This window comes from Limnobaculum parvum, from assembly GCF_003096015.2.
In the GTDB taxonomy this organism is placed as follows: domain Bacteria; phylum Pseudomonadota; class Gammaproteobacteria; order Enterobacterales; family Enterobacteriaceae; genus Limnobaculum; species Limnobaculum parvum.
Genome location: NZ_CP029185.2, coordinates 1793113 through 1811232, shown reverse-complemented (window position 1 = coordinate 1811232; position 18120 = coordinate 1793113). Strand labels below are relative to the sequence as shown.

Genomic DNA, 18120 nt, shown 5'->3' with positions numbered 1-18120 from the left:
TCGAGCGTATGTTCTGTTATGAGGAAATCTTATGCAGATATTATATTAAGATAACAATCTAATTCCAATGCCGTTTAACTGTACTCAAAGATATACCTAATTTATTAGCTACCTTACTTTGACTTAAATCTTCAGCTTTTAATCTTTGAATTGTATTTCTGTTAGCAACCATAGGCCGACCACCTTTACGTCCCTCACTGGCGGCTTTAGCTAATCCTTCCATTGTACGTTCACGTAACCTTTGTCTTTCAAATTCAGCGACAGCGGCTAAAACAGTTAACTGTAACTTTCCTGCTGAAGATGTCAGATCAACACCACCAAGATCCATGCAAACAACCTGAATCCCTTTATCAGAAAGCGCCTGAATCGTTTTTAGAACGTCTAAAACATCTCTTCCTAATCTATCCAGCTTTAAAACAACTAAACGGTCTCCATCCTCCATACGCTCAATTAAACGGGAAAATTCTTTACGTTGTAAAGCAGGACTACCACCGCTAACTGTTTCAGAAAACCATCTTTTATCTTCGATAGATTGTCCCATGTTAACTAACGCCAATCTTTGGTTTTCTGTATCTTGCTCAAGGGTACTAACCCGACCATATCCAAAAATTCTCATAATGAATCCCCCAAAGGTCAAAAAACGTGGGTTCATAATATCATTGGTATCAAAATATTAAAACCCTCCTTTTTGAATCCATAATCAGTGGTGTCATGTGAGCGGAGTCAAAAACCAAGGTTTAAACTATCAAAAACTGTCATATTTGACAGTATATAAAAATATTTAATGATATATCCTATATAGTTAGTGAAAAACCGCTCTAATATGCAATAGAGAAATGAGATGGTAGAATATAAACCAATTAAGGATGTTGTAAAAAAAATATCAAGCGAAACCTCTGAAAGACTCAGATGGGATCAAGATTTTGCTTATGAAAAAGAAAAGCAACAAGCATTAAAAGAAATAATACAAACTTATACTTATCTTGTTGATATCTTTTTTAGTTATATAAACTGTTACCGAAATAAAATTATACATTTTAATATTGATTCAAATAGCCATTTAAAATATACATTATTGCATTGTAATTGTTGGCTAAAAAGTTAGATATATTACATTTATAACCTTCAGGGAGATAGGTTACCCAAATGATAAGAGAAATGATTAATACTTCAGATGATAAAAGCTTAACACAAGGCACTATATTCAATTGTGCATTTTGCCCAAGATATAAAAACGATGAGATATTCGGTTTAATTATCACAGCAAGATGTGATATAGCTAATGAAAATAAAGTTCGTACATATAATTTTATACCAGTAATACCATTTAATCTTTGGAAAGAATTCGAACTGTCTATTTTATTAAAAGATAGAGTGATTAAAAGTATAACTAATCAGCTGAAACAGTTAATAGAAAAAAGTGGCTTCACCATGAGTAATTTGAATACCTATGGAGAAGAGAAAATCTTAGAAATAATAAAAAAAGATAATAAATTAAAAACTACAGACCTAAGTAACTTACTAATACAATTAGAAAAACTGCATATTATTAATGAAGTCGGAAATTATGAAAAAAAATACTCTATATTTAAGAGAGATATTGAAGAAATAATAAAATCAGTTATTGAAAATAAAGTATCAGATTATTTTTTCATAGATGAAATAGCTGGGTATGGTGCTTCTATAGCTAATTTAAGAGAAATTTATGAGATAGATATTGAAACAGCAAAGATGATTAAAGATGGATTGACATTAAAAAGAGGACGTCCATACTTAGGTCTAAATAATAAATTAGAAAATGATTTCTGCAGTATTATTGGTCAACTAAAGTCTCCTTATATAGAATTATTACTACAAAGGTTTGCAAATAATTTTACACGAATAGGTATTGATAACCATAATTCACTAATAATTAACAAAATATGTGAGGTAAGTTAGGATGAGTTTTGTTGTAATTGATTACTTTGCTGCAAAGGAAATTGTTTCTACAAAAAATCTTCAGTCTGCAGACTATGATAAAGGAAAGCTCCTTGCTGAATGTATTAAAGAATCTAAAGAGCATGACTTCAGCAACAATATAAAAGCTCATGTAACAAATGGTGGCTTATACTTATTAACTATAAAGAAAAATAAATCAGTATTATTGGTTTTTGATACCACAGCATTTAAGGGCTTTGAAAGACCTAATAATGAAATAATCACTATAATACAAAAGTCTTGTCGTCTTGCAATTAAGATCTGGGATGGCATTGGACACAGCCCTTGTGAAAAAATAATAAGCAACTCATCTTTTATCGCTCTTCTACCCTTCTCTTTTTCAACAGGAAAGTCATATAAAGTAATTTTAGATAAATCCCCAGATAAAGAACGACAAGAAAAAAGAAATGAAAGCAGTCTATTAATATTTCAAGATGGCTTTGAAGTTATATCTAAAGAACCTAAATTATCAATATTTAGAAAAGCACGGGATAATTACGCATCTATTGATACAGCATTGATCTTTAATAAAGATAAAGATTCAGAAATAGAAAGTAATAATTACATTAATGTTAATAATATTGATGGTGAGAAGACTTTCTCCATAGACCCTTATATGGGAATGGATTACTGGAAGAAAAATCTTACTGAAACTCAATCAAGATTTGTATTTAGTTCAAGTTTTGGCCCTGATATATTAACTGGTGCTGCAGGAACAGGAAAGACTCTTAGCCTTATTTTAAGATGTATAATTCAATTAATTAATGCAGAGGAAAATGATTTACCTTACAAATCAGTTTTATTAACACACAGTAAAGCAACAAAATATAACATTGAAACTATATTAGCTTCAAATGGAGGTGAGAGATTTATCAATAGTGATAAAAACCAAAGTGTAGTAGTTACAACTCTACAAGAATGGTGTATAGAAAATTTAGGCAATCGAATTGAGGCTACTGAGTACCTTGATAGTGATGCATTTGAATCTAAACAAACACAGTTATTATATATAAACGAAGCCGTTGAAGACTTCATGATAAATGACTATGCAGGTGCTTTATCATTTATATCTGAAGAACTAAAAGATTTTTTCTCCAAAAATGATTGGTGGCATATATCGATAATCTTACAAGACGAAATCTCAGTATATATAAAAGGTAGAGCTGCTGAAAACTTTGATATATACAAAACACTTGTAAGATCAGAGTATTCAATACCACTAAAAAATGAAGATGATTATAAAACTATTTTCTCAATTTTTAATAAATATTATGATAAATTAATTGCACTAAACCAATTTGATAGTGATGATATCATATTATCGGCTCTTCAAGAAACTTCTACTCCTATATGGAAAAGAAGGCGAATAGCATCTGGATTTGATGTCATATATATTGATGAAACACATTTATTCAATATTAATGAGTTAAGTCTATTTCATAATTTATTAAAACCAAATAGCAATAATATTATATTCACAATGGATCGCAGCCAAGCAATTGGTGATACAACAATAACTAAACATGATGTTTCTCTAAAAATTAATGCAAAAATTACTGAAGAGCATGGTTTAAATGCTGTTTTCCGTTCATCTGAGCATATTGTAAATTTAGCCAGTTGTGTTCTTGCATCAGGTGCATTATTATTTAATAATTTAGAGAATCCATTATTTGGTGCAATGTCTGGACATACCGCTGTAATTGATGAAAAATCACCTATTCCATATATAGTTTCAAAACAAAATAAGAATGAAATGATAAAATCAACTTTTTTATTGGTTGATAATATAGCTAATAAGCAGGGTTTAAAGAGATCTGATGTTTTAATTATTCCTTGTTCTGATGATATGCTGGAGGCTACAAAAACTTATGCTTCTGAGAGTAACATTTCTCTCAAATCCATAGAGCAGCGTGGCGATATTATCGTATTAGAAAGTGCAGCTTCTTCTAATAGCTATATTATTGGAGGAATGGAATATATTGGTGGCCTTGAATTTCCTGCAATAATTATATTAGGTATTGATGATGATAAATTTCCAAGAAAGTCAGCCAACACAGGTGAATCATCTCACTATTTAAATTATTCAGCATTTAACCTACTTTATGTGGCAATCACAAGAGCTAAGTACGAGGTGGCTTTTATCCATGAAAAAACACAGAGAATAAGTGAATTACTGGATAGTGCTCTTTCAGAAGGTCTGGTTATATATGATGAGGACTTATCCAAAGACATATAATAATTATTATGATTAATGAGGTCAGTGAATGGCCTCATTAATTAATAAGTTATATTTAATCATAGTAATTGCTAATTAAATCCATAAATTCTTTTTTATCTTTTTATATTCATCTACTAATTCTTTAATAAAATCAGTATCAGAAAATAATTTTATTTCACCGTTTGAAACGATAAATGATTGAGTTCCCCCATCACGTTTTTTGACTAAAACAGCATAGTTTTTCTTGGCTATATTCCGAATGCTAATAACTTTAACAAGCCGGCGAATATGCATATTATATTCTTTAGCATCCGTAATCGTTGCAAGTAACTTTATATCACTTGCTTTTAAACTAATATTGTCATTATCCTCTTTAACCAATGCTTCTTTTAGCTCATTAAGTTCACTCTCTTTTTCTGATATAAGATTAATGATACGAGGTGAAGGTGTTGGTGAGTCTGATAATATTTTAATTAACTCATCCAAATAATTTGTCTTCTCTATTATCTTGGAACGAATAGTAGAAGACTTTCTATTTATATTATGCTTCACCTTCTCTATCTTTAACTGATCCATAATCTTTTTTAGAGCAGGAATTAAATCTCTAATTTTTCTTTTTTTATCACACAACCCCATAGTACTATTAGTACAAAAATGATATTCATAAACTAACAAGCCTCCATTTTTAGCAATGCTCTCTTTACGGTTATATGTCATTCCTGAACCACAATGATAGCACCTTAATACACCAGTAAATGGATTTTCTTTTGCAGGCTTACCTTTATTAGATATGCTTAGATCCGATTGTAATAATAACCATTCTTCCTTATTGACTACCTTTGGAAAATAATTAGATATTAAATCGACAGGGACAAATTTGTCATCGATGTACTGATACATCTTATAGTCACCACATAAAGCTGGATTAGATAGCACTTTTCTAATTGTTGTATGGCTCCACCCTTTTCCTTTAGGAGATGATATTTTTCGGTCATTTAATATTTTAGCAATTAATCGAGCACCCATACCCTGCTGCCGTAATTCAATTATCTCTTTTATTAAGTTTTTATCATCATCACTTTTGAAATCATACTTTTTATGTTCATTATCATATTTCAACCAAAAAGGCAGATTTTTAGGTAATGCAGTTCCTTGCTTAGCCTTTTCCCGAGCTCTTGCCTTTGCATCCTTTATAAGCTTGGCTTTCCGAAGTGATTCTTTATATGCAAGCTCAGCAGCAAGAGCAATGGTAATGATACTATCCAAACGATTCAGACTATCTTCAGTTAAAACAACACCCGATAGCGTTTTTGCATCATCTCCAACAAATGCAATGTTGATACCTTTCTCTAATATTTGACTAAGTATCTTTTGAGTTTCTTGAATCCCCTTACGACTAAGACGATCAATAGCTTCAATCAAAATATATGAACCTTCAGGGATTCTTCCTGAATTTATCGCTTCTATCATGTCATCAAAGCCATCACGCTTTTTATTTTTGTAAGCGCTAATACCAAGATCGCAAAAATTCTCGTTAGAAAGCGTTAAACTATTTTCTTCACAATATTTTCTACCCGCCTCTAACTGGCGTTCAACTGACACACCACGAGCCTGACTACTTTTTGAGAACCGAACATATGAGAATGCCAATGTCATAATTTAATTATCCTTTTACAATCAACATAATAATTACATTATTTTTCTATAAAAGAAACAGATTTAAAGGGTTGTTTGCTACTCAATAGAATTCGCGATGGTTTTGGGTGAATTTAATGGGCAGCCACTTCTTACCAAGGTTGTCGAGAGACCAAACTCTTCTATTTTGGCCGATAGCAAGAACGCCCATCACGGCATTTATGATAGCCGTGATGGGCGTTCTTATTGTCTCGCGACTTATCCGAATAGTGATATCTATTATCATCGCTGTCACTATCATTATCGTTATCGCTTAATAACACTACGGCAGTAATACCAATTAGTGCAACCAACATACCTGCTGAGGAGGCGAAATCTTCAGAATCCATATTTGCACACCCTACCATCGATAAACAAACGGCACCAATCATTGAATTTCGCAGCCCTTTTTTCATTTTTTATCTCCTTTAACAGCCTCTCATTGGGTTGTTTAAAGGTACGAATAATCACCAATATCCTCAATGTCACTTAAGGTAAATTAAATGAAAAGATTGCGTAAAGCTGAAAGAAAAAAGACCTTGAATTTGTTCACTATCGAGAGATAACAAGCGTCTCAACGATTACCCATATAGCTAATCGTTGAGTGCAGAAATGAATTAACGTTCAGTGCCGTTAGAGGCAATCACTTTCTTATACCAGTCAAAACTTTTCTTTTTAGAACGGGCCAGCGTGCCACTACCGTCATCATTCATATCAACATAGATAAATCCATAGCGTTTGGCATATTCGCCGGTGGTAAATGAAACGCAGTCAATACAGCCCCAAGGGGTGTAACCAAGTAAATCTACCCCATCAATAGCGACTGCTTTCTCCATTTCAACGATATGGGCTTTCAAATATTCAATACGATAATCATCATTAATCCGGCCATCCGCTTCACGTACATCAATGGCGCCAAAACCATTCTCCACAATAAATAGAGGTTTCTGATAGCGTTCATACAGTTCTGAAAGGCTATAACGCAGGCCAACGGGGTCAATTTGCCATCCCCATTCGGAAGCTTGCAGATAAGGATTCAGTTTACTACCTTCAAAAAAAGTTAATGCGCTTTCAGATTTGGTGTAATCCGGCGAGACGATGTTGGACATGTAATAACTGATAGCCAAGTAATCAGCACAACCATTACGCAGAATCTCATCATCTTCGGGCTGAATCGTGATAGTAATATTATGACGAGCCCATTCTTTCACTATATAAGCAGGATAAGTTCCGCGCATTTGAACATCGCTGAACAAGTACTTCTGCCTCATGGCTTCCTGAGCAAAAACCAGATCTTCCGGACGACAGGTCGCCGGATACAGCGGCATCATGTGGATCATGCAACCAATCTTGAAGTTCGGGTTAATTTGATGCCCACGATTAACCACCTGAGCGCTGGCAATGAATTGATGGTGAAATACCTGATACATCACCTGCTCTGGATTATCGTGATCGGTAAAGATCACCCCGGAATTACAGTAGCCAAACAGCGGATATTTCCAGTTACGTTGATTGTTAATTTCATTAAAGGTGATCCAGTATTTCACTTTGTTTTTATAGCGTTCCATCACCACTTCACTAAAGCGAACAAAGAAATCGACTACTTTTCGGTTATACCAGCCGCCATACTCTTTCACCAGATGGTAAGGCATTTCAAAATGAGAAAGGGTAATAACTGGTTCAATGTGATGTTTCAGCAATTCATCAAACAAATCGTCATAAAACTGCAATCCGGCCTCGTTAGGCGTTTGTTCATCACCATTGGGAAATATTCTGGTCCAGGCGATTGAAGTTCGAAAACATTTAAATCCCATCTCGGCAAACAGCGCGATATCGTCTTTATAGTGTGAATAAAAATCGACGCCCAGATGATTGGGATAAATGTATTCGGGCAGTACACCGTCAGTCATCACACGGTCTACGCCATGAGAGCCTTTAGATAGTACATCCGCGATACTTACGCCTTTGCCGCCACGATCCCATCCACCTTCAACCTGATGAGCAGCGACGGCTCCACCCCATAAGAAATCGTTTGGAAATCCATTTTGTGCCATTTGTTCTTCTCCTCGTTTTCTGTCACATACAGGAAAACCGTATCATGACGTTTTGTGTAACAGACAAACGGTTTTACCGCCGTTTTAGCGAAATGGCGGCTCGTTAAATGTGCGTAGCTTACGAGAATGAAGCTTATCGCCTTCCGCTCGCAGTAGATCTATTGCGCGAATACCAATTTGCAGGTGTTCTGATATTGCCCCTTCATAGAAGTGGTTAGCCTGTCCCGGTAGTTTAATTTCTCCATGCAGTGGCTTATCAGAAACACACAACAACGTGCCATAAGGAACCCGGAAACGATAGCCCTGAGCTGCAATCGTGGCGCTTTCCATATCTACCGCGACCGCACGACTGAGGTTAAAGCGTCGAGCTGACACCGAGAAACGTAGCTCCCAGTTTCGGTCATCCGTGGTAACAACAGTACCGGTTCTCAACCGTAGTTTTACCTCTTCCCCCGGCATTCCGCTAACGGCTTTGGTGGCGTCATATAAGGCACGTTGTACTTCTGCAATGCTAGGAATGGGAATATCCGGTGGCAAAACCGCATCCAGAACATGGTCATCACGTAAATAGGCATGGGCCAATACATAATCGCCAATTCTCTGGCTTTCACGCAACCCGCCGCAGTGACCAATCATCAGCCATGCATGAGGTCGTAGCACGGCCAAATGGTCACAAATTGTCTTGGCATTCGAAGGCCCGACGCCAATATTTACCAGTGTAATTCCCTGCCCGGTGGAGGAAATAAGATGGTAAGCCGGCATTTGATGCTTTTTCCATGCCAAGTCGGACGCCGTTCTCTCCGGATCGGCATTCTCTACCGTGATATAGCTGCCACCGGCGCACGACAGCGCCTGATAAGGGCTGGAGGGATCTCGGATCTGTTTACAGGCCCAACTGATGAATTCATCCACATAGCGGCTATAGTTGGTAAACAGAACGTAAGGTTGAACATGTTCAACGGGCGTTCCGGTATAGTGTTTAAGCCGCGCTAAAGAGAAGTCGGTACGCAGGGCATCAAAATGAGATAACGGGAAAATATCCCCTGCGTTAGCCAAACCATCGGTAATATCATCACCAATTTTAGCCAGATCCGTGGTTGGAAAATGCTGCACAATTCCTGCCGTCATGGTGCGATCCAGCATCAGAGCGGAACCATCTATCACAAACGGATAAGGTATCTCTTGTTGTGACGGTGTCACTTCAAAAATAGCGCCATAATCATGTTCTAACAATCCTAACTGTTCAGTCAGGTAGTGACGGAACAAGTCCGGGCGAGTAATGGTGGTGGCATACTGCCCAGGATGTGCAAAACGCCCATAGGCACGAGTGCGTAAATGTTCCTGAAATTTACCATCCCAACAAACCCGCAATTGGGGATAGGAAAATAGCCCCTTTTCTCTGGCTTTCGCATCCGGTAAGGTTCCCTGCTGAATAAAGGCACCGATAGCACTACGCAGCGCACTCAGGGCGGATTCATATTGTTGTTCGAGCTTATCAATGGCTTCAGAGGCGGTAAGACGGGTATTAAATGGTTGCTGATTCAAGAGAGCTCCTTTAAGGGCAAATGGAGGCAGTCACTAAATTAGTGGGTTGTGGTAATAATAGAATAGCTTATTCAGCTGTGGAAGTTTTTGATAAATAAGCGCCGTAACAAATATTTCACAGCGCGGCGATTTTAAACGTTCAAAATCAGAGAGGGATTGGCATTATTCAGATGAAACGCGATGGTTTGAGGGACGAGATTCAAACCACTGTAAGATTTGCTGATTAAATTCAGCCGGTGCTTTCTTGTTGGTAGTGGCAGAGATACTTGCCAGCGTGTGTTGAGAGAGAACCTGCCGCATAGCCTGCTCCGCTTCTAACATAATGCGATGAATCGAGCATACCCCTTCAGTTGCCCACTGAGGTGCCTGTTGATCAAACACCGCACAACGCTCACGTATCTCTTTACATTCAAACAGCCCTTTATTGCCATCAACGGCTTCAACCACGTCCTTAACCGAGATAGATTCAGGCGAGCGGGCCAGATGAAAACCACCTCTGGCCCCTTCAGTTGAGTTCACAATGCCGGATTTCTTTAGCTTAGTAAAAATCTTGGCCAAAAAATCGACGGGAACCCCTTGTAACTCAGCTAAATCACGTACGTTTGCTTCTTTAATTCCGTCACGCTGGCTGATATACAACAAACAATGCAGTGCATACTCAACCCCCGAACTGACAAACGCCATGACTCCCCCTGAATAATTAAAAGTGCTATTGCTGCATTAAATTCTACCGTAGAACGCTTTGGGTGTCCTGCTTATACTGCCATTTCTGACTGGCTACACGCTGTCTTTTGTAGATTAGTCGCCCATTGAGAGGCCAGTTGGTCTAGGTCATTATGGGCACGAACCAATGCGGCTTCACGAGCCTCAGCAGCGGTGAATTGCAGCGGTTGAGCATCCACGAACTCCGGCGCTTCTACCCCAATAAAGGCAAATGCGGCCTTAAGTACCGGAGTCATCGCATCCATATGGCTATAAGGTGAACCCTGACGTAAATCGGCACCGCGGGTGGTAATGAATAGCACTTTTTTATCACCCAGTTTACCTACCGTAGTACCATCCGGCAGTAAATCATACGTCACGTTAGTACGGGTAATCGCGTCAATGAAGGTCTTAAACGTTGATGGGATGGTCCAGTTATACATTGGCATCGCGCATACCAGCACATCAGCATCCATTACCCGCTGGCACATGGCATCAGACGGGGCTAATACTTCACGCATTCTCTCTGTCCGCTCTGCTTCTGGCGTATAAGTTGCCTGTACAAACTCTGCGGAAACGTGAGGCTGAACGTCCTCGGTGACATCCAGATAATCAATTTCGAACTCAACGCCATAACGCTCTAACTGCTGAAGAAAATAACGGCCCAAGGCACGTGAGTTAGATTTATTGTGGATTTTTGAGCTTGAATCAATATGTAATATTTTCATTTGTGTTCCATATGCTTAATTGAAAATGAATGCTGAAGATCAACTACGACTAAAATTATCGTAGTTAAAATATCCCTTTTTATGCTTTCCAGCAAGCGGAATTTTTCCGATTCACATTCAAAGAAGCACCAAATTGCATCCCCACAATGACATGCGATATCCTTGTTCTCGGTACCACCGTAGCGACTCTGGCTAGCTGTTTTTGGCACAAAAAAATCTCACTACTACCCAGCGTTATTATTTCTGGGTTGGTATTATTATGATATTTCCCATTCTTTGATAACGTTGATAGCATGAGTAATTCACCTCTCATTTTTGGTATAAGCCCATGCGAAAAATTACGATTTATCATAATCCTGCTTGTGGAACCTCGCGCAATACGTTGTCATTAATCCGTAATAGCGGTGTTGAACCAACGATTATTCTCTATCTGGAGAATCCTCCTGACCGTATCAAGTTGCTTAACATCATTGAAGCTTTGCAAATCACGCCTCGCGCTCTGTTGCGTAAAAACGTCGAACCTTATGAAACATTAAATCTGGCGCAAGCGCACTGGAGCGATAGCCAACTCATTGATTTTATGCTGCAATACCCTATCCTAATCAACCGTCCTATCGTGATAACTGAACTGGGAACCAAGCTTTGTCGCCCTTCTGAAGTGGTGCTGGAGATATTGCCCGATCGTCAATCAGGTGCATTCACCAAGGAAGATGGCGAACAGATCATTGATGAATACGGTAATCGGATTATTAACTAACAATACTCATTAGCAATTTGTCTCTTTCGCTAATACTTCTACTCACTGTGCTAAGGGAACATCATGACCGTAAAATTAATCGCCATCGATCTGGATGACACGCTGCTTCAGGATGATAAGACTATCTCTCCTACTGTAAAATTGGCCGTGAGTCAGGCTCAATCACAGGGCGTTCATGTTGTTTTAGCTTCAGGACGCCCTTATAGCGGTATGCAGGGATATCTAAAGGAGTTAGGGTTGGATAAATCAGGCTGTTACTGTATTTCTTATAACGGTGGATTAATACAACATGCAGGCAGTGGTGAAATCATTAAGCAAACATTGTTAACTATTGAAGATTATCACCGTGTTAGCGCCCTGTCCTTGCTGCTTAAGATTCATTTTCATGCCTTAACTTACGATGCCCTCTATACGCCAAATCGGGATATCAGCACCTATACCGTACGGGAAGCGTTTCTCAGCCACATTCCGCTAATCTACTGCCCAATTGACGAAATGAAACCCGACCTGACATTCCCCAAAATGATGTTTATTGATGAGCCAACGATTCTTGATGCCGCAATAACCAATATCCCGGCCAGCTACCATGCAGACTACACGCTGGTAAAGAGTTCGCCTTTCTTTCTGGAAGTGTTGCACAAGGATGTCGACAAAGGGGCTGCGGTTAAGTTTTTATCCCAACGGTTAGGTATCCAACAATCAGAAGTGATGTGCATCGGCGATCATCATAATGATTTGCCGATGATTCAATATGCCGGTATTGGGGTTGCTATGGGGAATGCCTCCGATGAAATTAAGCAACATGCCCAGTTTATTACCCACACCAACCAGCAAGATGGCGTCGCGTTTGCCATTCAGAAATTTTTAGCATAGCGGTCAGAAATATTGTTCAGGGGAAATCATCCGTGATTTCCCTACGTTAATTAGTCAAATACAGGCTGCCAATTGTCAGTGTGATACGCCTCAAAGCACAGTGCAATTTGCGGTGCCGTAGTTTTATCTTCTGATAGTTTAGGGAGTTGCTCTAGGCTAAACCAGCCGCTTTCTAAGGTTTCACTGTTAGGAATAAAATGGCCGCCAATCACTTCGCACTGAACAAATACTTTACAAATACCATAGGCATAAACCGGCGTGTTATGGAGATTACGGTCCTGTAGCGCAATTAATCGAGTAGCGATGACATCTAATCCCGCCTCTTCTTTCACCTCTTTTACCGTATTAGCCCGGATAGACTGATTCACATCTACCCATCCTCCCGGTAAAGACCATTCCCCGCTATTCTCTTTGACTAGTAATATTTTACCCTCGTCAAATATCGCCGCCCGACAGTCCAATTTAGGCGTTTGAAAACCCGTTTCACTACAGAACACATTACTGACCTGGGCCATCGGTAATCCGCTATATTGGCTTACAATCTCTGCGGACAGTTCACGGATCCGTTCAAAACGTTCCCGATCGTAAACGTCTTGGGTGTAGTGACACCCCGTTTGGCCGATAAACTGCAGCTCAATCGCCCATTTTAGCCAGCGCATCTCATCAGATTCTGTTATTTTTTCTTTCAAAATCATAAAAATATCACGAGGAGAATTGAAATAGTGAGTAGCATAAATATGCTTTACTGAACGACAGCACCACAAGGCTAAACCAAAATCCACCCCTGATTCTGATGCCAACCGCGCACTTTCACCAGAGGCACCAATCCATAATGTTGCCACTTTATCTTTATCAGTTTGCGGTAAATAATCCGTTAAACCCTCTGCCGTTAAGTCAACATGTATAATGTCAGCGTACTGAGATAAAGACCGATCAAGTTGAACATGTTTAAGACAGCGTATTTTCACTCTACAGTCTTGTTGTCTTAACTGCTGCAAGAGTAAACCGGCATTATCGGGTAAGCATTCATAATCGAACAAAATATGGCTATAACGCATAGTGACCTGATGAAATAATCTGGAAGCGAAGTAGCATTATCGTAGCAGTATGAGAAATTATTTTACAGAAGGATACGGGGGATATCCGGCGCAATTCAGGCCGCCGGACAGAACTTAAGTTACAGCGTCACCATTATGCCCGTTGTAGATGTTTCATATGAAACTCAAGGTGTTGCCCAATAAAGCTGGCGATAAAATAGTAACTGTGATCATAGCCTTGCTGTATTCGTAGGGTTAACGGATAGTTAATGTCGGCAGCAACCTGCGCTAACCGTTCTGGTTGAAGCTGCTCACCAAGAAAACTGTCGCTATCCCCTTGATCCACCAACATAGGAATGGCTTTTCCCTGATAGTCTTTTAGTAACTCACAGGCATCCCACTGCCGCCAGTTCTGGCGATCCTCACCCAGATAGGTTTGGAATGCATTTTGCCCCCAAGGAACCTCCGTCGGGTTAACGATGGGTGAAAACGCGGATACCGAGCAGAACCGTTCTGGATCACGTAACGCCATAACCAATGCGCCATGTCCACCCATCGAATGTCCTGAGATTGATTGTGGGCCGTTAAAACCAAGTTTATTGCTCAACAAATGAGGAAGTTCATCGCTCAAGTAGTCATACATCCGGTAGTGTGCGGCCCAAGGGGGTTGGCTAGCATTAAGATAAAATCCAGCTCCTTGGCCTAAATCCCATTGGCTAACATCCGCTACCGCGTCCCCTCTGGGACTGGTATCCGGCATCACTATCGCCATACCTAATTGGGCTGCAATACGCTGTGCTCCCGCTTTGGTAGTGAAGTTCTCATCATTACAGGTTAGCCCTGACAGCCACCATAACAACGGTGGCGATGACCAGCGAGAGAGGTCTGGAACAAACAGGCTGAACGTCATGACACAACCCAGAGTGGATGAATAGTGGCGATAGCGTCGCTGGTTGCCATCAAACACCTTGTGTTGCTCAATAAGCTCTAATTCATTCTGCATCTAAAAGGCTCCTTTGATAAATTTAGCGATACTGAAACAGAGCGCGGCGATAAGCCCACGCTCCATCGGATAATCACTATTTATCGCCAAAGTGGATAACGGTACGAATAGATTTACCTTCATGCATCAAGTCAAACGCCTGATTAATCTCTTCCAGCGGTAACGTATGGGTAATGAATGGATCGAGTTGAATATCCCCTCTCATAGCCTGCTCAACCATACCCGGTAACTGACTACGCCCTTTTACTCCGCCAAAGGCAGAACCGCGCCATACGCGTCCAGTAACCAATTGGAATGGACGTGTGCGGATCTCTTGACCTGCACCGGCTACGCCGATAATCACACTTTCCCCCCAACCTTTATGGCAACACTCCAGCGCCGAGCGCATCACATCCACATTACCGATACATTCGAAGCTATAATCCACCCCGCCATCGGTCATTTCTACAATCACATCCTGAATAGGCTTATCGTAATCTTTAGGATTGATGCAGTCTGTCGCACCCATCTCTTTCGCCAGTTTAAATTTGTCCTGATTGATATCAATGGCAATAATCCGCCCCGCTTTAGCCTGTACTGCGCCTTGAATAGCCGCTAAACCAATGCCGCCTAAACCAAAGATAGCCACCGTATCTCCCGCTTTAACTTTCGCGGTATTGTGAACGGCACCAATGCCGGTCGTTACACCACAACCCAATAAGCAAACTTTCTCCAGCGGTGCTTCAGGATTTATTTTTGCCAGCGAGATTTCCGCAACTACCGTGTATTCACTGAATGTACTGGTGCCCATATAGTGGTAAATTGGCTGACCGTTATAGGAGAATCGGGTTGTGCCATCGGGCATTAGCCCTTTGCCCTGAGTGGCGCGTACCGCCTGACACAGGTTAGTTTTTCCTGACTTACAGAACTTACACTCACCGCATTCGGCGGTATATAACGGAATCACATGATCCCCGGGCTTTAATGACGTGACACCGTCACCAATTTCAACCACAATACCACCGCCTTCATGGCCTAATACCGCAGGGAAAACCCCTTCCGGATCGTCACCGGATAACGTAAAGGCATCCGTATGGCACACGCCAGTATGGGTGATACGCACTAATACTTCGCCTTTCTTTGGTGGAGCAACATCAATTTCAACGATCTGTAATGGTTTTCCGGCTTCAAAAGCCACGGCAGCACGAGATTTCATTAGGGTTTCTCCATCAATATTTATTTGCAACTAGCCGAATCAGACTAGTCAGGTAGAAATAGTTACTTCAGATAGGAATGAATGAGACTGGCAAGTTTATCAACTTTAGCTGATTGAGGCCGCCTGAAGAGAGTATATCCCTATATTCAAAATCGCTTCGTCTGACAATTTCTCTGTTTACCGCGCTATACCATAACGTTAATTTTGCATTTCTGGTAGTAAATGCCAAAAACGTGCGGGCATATGTTGGCGTTGCTGTCGCTTATTTATTCTTTCCACAATGGTTATTGCTTTGAAATAATTCCGCCATAGCTTTTGGAATTTTTGCTCATCTTCCGCTAATAGCATTGGATTAATATTCCCATTAATCAGGGTGTTTTCATCCGGTAAAGTTATTTCTTCAACCCGTTGCAGATTATAATAAAAACCGTATCCACGCCGAATATCATATAGGGCCCATTGCTGATCGGCAAAACGGTCAATAAAGTGATGAAGCGCTAGTGGTAAAGCGTTATAGTCTGGCGCTACTGGAGAAAAAAAGATGTTCTCTTTGGTTTTTTGAAAACGCACAAACTCAATCAGATGCATGGTGTCTTTGCTCACCTTTTTGGCTAGCTGGAGCATGGACATTACATCTTCATCGGTAAAATCGGTTTCTATTGAATGAGGGGAATCGATAACTTTACGGATATAGCGAAATATCAGATAGTCCGCTTCTGGCCGTTCTGATTGCCATACGTGGTGAATATGATTCAGCGCCTGTTTCGATAATTTTTTGCACAGTGCAGCCCATACCCGATCCGATTTATTCGGGTCAGTGACGGTAGTATGCCCCCTCTCCATAAACATCGGTTCAACGTCACCTTCTCCTAGCAGCGCTTGTGGAAAATACTTAATTTTATAGGCGTCAAATACCACGCTTAATAGACCATCGAAGGTTTTGTCATAATAGAAAATAGACATCATTTCCCCTACTCGGTAAAGCCGAATGAGAGCTGTTGTTGCGCGGGTGATGGCAGCAATGGGGTATCTCGCAAAACGCTTTTGACATATTCCGGCGTCGCTTCATGGATGGTGTAATGTGACAGTTCATTGTTGGTAATAAAATACTGCGCTCGCTTTAGCACAACCCCGATTTTCTTTAATCCATCCAAGTTCAATCGCCCATGTTTTCGGGCCATTATGATCATTTTGGCGGACTTCACACCCACTCCGGGGATGCGTAAGATAGTGGCGTAATCCGCAGTATTCACGTCAACGGGGAAACGTTCCGGATGGCGAATTGCCCAAGCCAGTTTAGGGTCCATATCCAAATCGAGATAAGGGTTTTTATCGTCCAGAATCTCATTGGCATTAAACTGATAGAAACGCATTAGCCAATCCGCCTGATACAGTCGATTCTCTCGTTTCAGACAAGGATCTTTCACTACGGGTAAGCGTTTATCATAGGTATTCACCGGGATATATCCGGAATAATAAACGCGTTTCATACTTTGACGCTGATACAGCGCAGAGGAAAGGTGCAGAATATCTTTATCATTATCTTTTGCTGCACCAACAATAATTTGAGTACTTTGCCCCGCTGGCGCAAAACGGGGAGCCGAACGGAACTTACGCCGATCCTCCAAGTTTTGCACCATGCCTTGCTGGATGTAGTGCATAGGCTTATACACGCTCTGATGATCTTTTTCCGGCGCCAGCAATTTCAGATCCTGTTCCAGCGGAATTTCAAGATTCACACTCAGGCGATCGGCATATAGCCCTGCCTGATGGACCAATTCCTGACTGGCACCAGGGATAGTCTTCATATGGATATATCCATTAAAATGGTAAAGAGTACGCAGATCTTTCACCACCCGTAGCATTTTCTCCATAGTGTGATCGGGGCTTTTGATTACGCCAGAGCTAAGAAACAGCCCTTCGATATAGTTACGTCGATAGAATTCGATGGTGAGTTCCGCCAGTTCTCTTGGCGTAAAAGCCACCCGCTCAATATCATTACTGCGGCGGTTAACACAATAAGCACAGTCAAACAGGCAAAAATTTGTCAGTAATATTTTAAGCAGAGATACACAACGGCCATCTTCAGTAAAGCTATGACAGATTCCCCAACCGCTGGTGTTACCAATAGCTCCGGCCTTGTTACTTCGCGTCGTCCCACTGGACGAACAGGAAACGTCGTATTTTGCTGACTCCGCCAAAATGGTCAGCTTGTGAAGTAGGCTCTCTTTCATGTTGCTCTCCGGGCGTTATCACTCATCACTAATATACTGTATGTATATACAGTTATCAATATTTGATAATCACTTGAACAACAGAAATAAGCGAGGAAAGTAACAATATGAATTGAATCAAAC

At 40.3% G+C, this 18120-nt stretch carries 17 protein-coding genes; 5 read left to right on the top strand and 12 right to left on the bottom strand.

All coding sequences use genetic code 11. The features are described 5' to 3' along the window. Positions 1-58 precede the first annotated feature (58 nt). Positions 59-616: a recombinase family protein gene (locus HYN51_RS07310; protein WP_108901988.1), complete on the bottom strand. Its 558-nt coding sequence runs from the start codon at positions 614-616 to the stop codon at positions 59-61. Positions 617-841: 225 nt separating this feature from the next. On the opposite strand from HYN51_RS07310, the gene HYN51_RS07305 reads away from it, so the two are divergent. Genes HYN51_RS07305 through HYN51_RS07295 form a run of 3 tightly spaced genes read left to right on the top strand, consistent with a single transcriptional unit; the run spans position 842 to position 4213 of the window. Next, the gene (locus tag HYN51_RS07305; protein WP_108899423.1) at positions 842-1105 is read left to right on the top strand and encodes a hypothetical protein; all 264 of its coding nucleotides are present in this window, start codon (positions 842-844) and stop codon (positions 1103-1105) included. A 41-nt stretch (positions 1106-1146) separates the two neighbouring features. Further along, on the top strand, positions 1147-1938 hold the full coding sequence (locus HYN51_RS07300) for a hypothetical protein (RefSeq protein ID WP_108899422.1): 792 nt from the start codon (positions 1147-1149) through the stop codon (positions 1936-1938). Position 1939: 1 nt separating this feature from the next. Continuing rightward, the gene (locus tag HYN51_RS07295) at positions 1940-4213 is read left to right on the top strand and encodes a UvrD-helicase domain-containing protein (RefSeq protein WP_108899421.1); all 2274 of its coding nucleotides are present in this window, start codon (positions 1940-1942) and stop codon (positions 4211-4213) included. Positions 4214-4288: 75 nt separating this feature from the next. Here HYN51_RS07295 and HYN51_RS07290 read toward each other — a convergent pair whose 3' ends face one another. From HYN51_RS07290 to HYN51_RS07265, 6 genes are all read right to left on the bottom strand, one after another. Continuing rightward, positions 4289-5797: a recombinase family protein gene (locus HYN51_RS07290; protein WP_230514037.1), complete on the bottom strand. Its 1509-nt coding sequence runs from the start codon at positions 5795-5797 to the stop codon at positions 4289-4291. Between the two features lie 215 nt (positions 5798-6012). Then, positions 6013-6285, bottom strand: a complete 273-nt coding sequence (locus tag HYN51_RS07285) for a hypothetical protein (RefSeq protein ID WP_108899419.1) — start codon at positions 6283-6285, stop codon at positions 6013-6015. 201 nt (positions 6286-6486) lie between these two features. After that, positions 6487-7923, bottom strand: a complete 1437-nt coding sequence (locus tag HYN51_RS07280; RefSeq protein ID WP_108899418.1) for a 6-phospho-beta-glucosidase — start codon at positions 7921-7923, stop codon at positions 6487-6489. A gap of 84 nt (positions 7924-8007) precedes the next feature. Further along, the gene (locus tag HYN51_RS07275) at positions 8008-9468 is read right to left on the bottom strand and encodes an AMP nucleosidase (RefSeq protein ID WP_108899417.1); all 1461 of its coding nucleotides are present in this window, start codon (positions 9466-9468) and stop codon (positions 8008-8010) included. A gap of 162 nt (positions 9469-9630) precedes the next feature. Further along, complete coding sequence (locus HYN51_RS07270; protein WP_108899416.1) at positions 9631-10152, bottom strand: RrF2 family transcriptional regulator; 522 nt, start codon at positions 10150-10152, stop codon at positions 9631-9633. Positions 10153-10223: 71 nt separating this feature from the next. Then, positions 10224-10898 carry an FMN-dependent NADH-azoreductase gene (locus tag HYN51_RS07265; RefSeq protein ID WP_108899415.1) on the bottom strand — a complete coding sequence of 225 codons (675 nt, stop codon included), beginning with the start codon at positions 10896-10898 and terminating at the stop codon, positions 10224-10226. A gap of 328 nt (positions 10899-11226) precedes the next feature. On the opposite strand from HYN51_RS07265, the gene arsC reads away from it, so the two are divergent. Then, the gene (gene arsC, locus HYN51_RS07260) at positions 11227-11655 is read left to right on the top strand and encodes an arsenate reductase (glutaredoxin) (protein WP_108899414.1); all 429 of its coding nucleotides are present in this window, start codon (positions 11227-11229) and stop codon (positions 11653-11655) included. Between the two features lie 63 nt (positions 11656-11718). Beyond that, the gene (gene yidA, locus HYN51_RS07255) at positions 11719-12528 is read left to right on the top strand and encodes a sugar-phosphatase (protein ID WP_108899413.1); all 810 of its coding nucleotides are present in this window, start codon (positions 11719-11721) and stop codon (positions 12526-12528) included. Between the two features lie 50 nt (positions 12529-12578). Here the strand turns inward: yidA and HYN51_RS07250 are convergent, their stop codons facing one another. From HYN51_RS07250 to HYN51_RS07230, 5 genes are all read right to left on the bottom strand, one after another. Beyond that, positions 12579-13496 (bottom strand): NUDIX hydrolase N-terminal domain-containing protein, encoded by a 918-nt coding sequence (locus tag HYN51_RS07250; protein WP_230514036.1) that lies wholly within the window; start codon positions 13494-13496, stop codon positions 12579-12581. A gap of 223 nt (positions 13497-13719) precedes the next feature. After that, positions 13720-14568 (bottom strand): S-formylglutathione hydrolase, encoded by an 849-nt coding sequence (gene fghA, locus HYN51_RS07245; RefSeq protein WP_108899411.1) that lies wholly within the window; start codon positions 14566-14568, stop codon positions 13720-13722. 76 nt (positions 14569-14644) lie between these two features. Beyond that, positions 14645-15763, bottom strand: a complete 1119-nt coding sequence (locus HYN51_RS07240; protein WP_108899410.1) for an S-(hydroxymethyl)glutathione dehydrogenase/class III alcohol dehydrogenase — start codon at positions 15761-15763, stop codon at positions 14645-14647. 198 nt (positions 15764-15961) lie between these two features. Continuing rightward, complete coding sequence (locus tag HYN51_RS07235; protein ID WP_230514035.1) at positions 15962-16729, bottom strand: TIGR03915 family putative DNA repair protein; 768 nt, start codon at positions 16727-16729, stop codon at positions 15962-15964. 5 nt (positions 16730-16734) lie between these two features. Then, a complete protein-coding gene (locus HYN51_RS07230) occupies positions 16735-17997 on the bottom strand; it encodes a putative DNA modification/repair radical SAM protein (RefSeq protein WP_108899408.1) in 1263 nt (420 codons plus the stop codon). Positions 17998-18120: the final 123 nt, after the last annotated feature.

Coding starts and splice junctions, on each gene's coding strand:
- HYN51_RS07310 (WP_108901988.1), bottom strand. CDS start 616: ATGAGAATTTTTGGATATGGTCGGGTTAGTACCCTTGAGCAAGATACA.
- HYN51_RS07305 (WP_108899423.1), top strand. CDS start 842: ATGGTAGAATATAAACCAATTAAGGATGTTGTAAAAAAAATATCAAGC.
- HYN51_RS07300 (WP_108899422.1), top strand. CDS start 1,147: ATGATAAGAGAAATGATTAATACTTCAGATGATAAAAGCTTAACACAA.
- HYN51_RS07295 (WP_108899421.1), top strand. CDS start 1,940: ATGAGTTTTGTTGTAATTGATTACTTTGCTGCAAAGGAAATTGTTTCT.
- HYN51_RS07285 (WP_108899419.1), bottom strand. CDS start 6,285: ATGAAAAAAGGGCTGCGAAATTCAATGATTGGTGCCGTTTGTTTATCG.
- HYN51_RS07280 (WP_108899418.1), bottom strand. CDS start 7,923: ATGGCACAAAATGGATTTCCAAACGATTTCTTATGGGGTGGAGCCGTC.
- HYN51_RS07270 (WP_108899416.1), bottom strand. CDS start 10,152: ATGGCGTTTGTCAGTTCGGGGGTTGAGTATGCACTGCATTGTTTGTTG.
- HYN51_RS07265 (WP_108899415.1), bottom strand. CDS start 10,898: ATGAAAATATTACATATTGATTCAAGCTCAAAAATCCACAATAAATCT.
- arsC (WP_108899414.1), top strand. CDS start 11,227: ATGCGAAAAATTACGATTTATCATAATCCTGCTTGTGGAACCTCGCGC.
- yidA (WP_108899413.1), top strand. CDS start 11,719: ATGACCGTAAAATTAATCGCCATCGATCTGGATGACACGCTGCTTCAG.
- fghA (WP_108899411.1), bottom strand. CDS start 14,568: ATGCAGAATGAATTAGAGCTTATTGAGCAACACAAGGTGTTTGATGGC.
- HYN51_RS07240 (WP_108899410.1), bottom strand. CDS start 15,763: ATGAAATCTCGTGCTGCCGTGGCTTTTGAAGCCGGAAAACCATTACAG.
- HYN51_RS07235 (WP_230514035.1), bottom strand. CDS start 16,729: ATGATGTCTATTTTCTATTATGACAAAACCTTCGATGGTCTATTAAGC.
- HYN51_RS07230 (WP_108899408.1), bottom strand. CDS start 17,997: ATGAAAGAGAGCCTACTTCACAAGCTGACCATTTTGGCGGAGTCAGCA.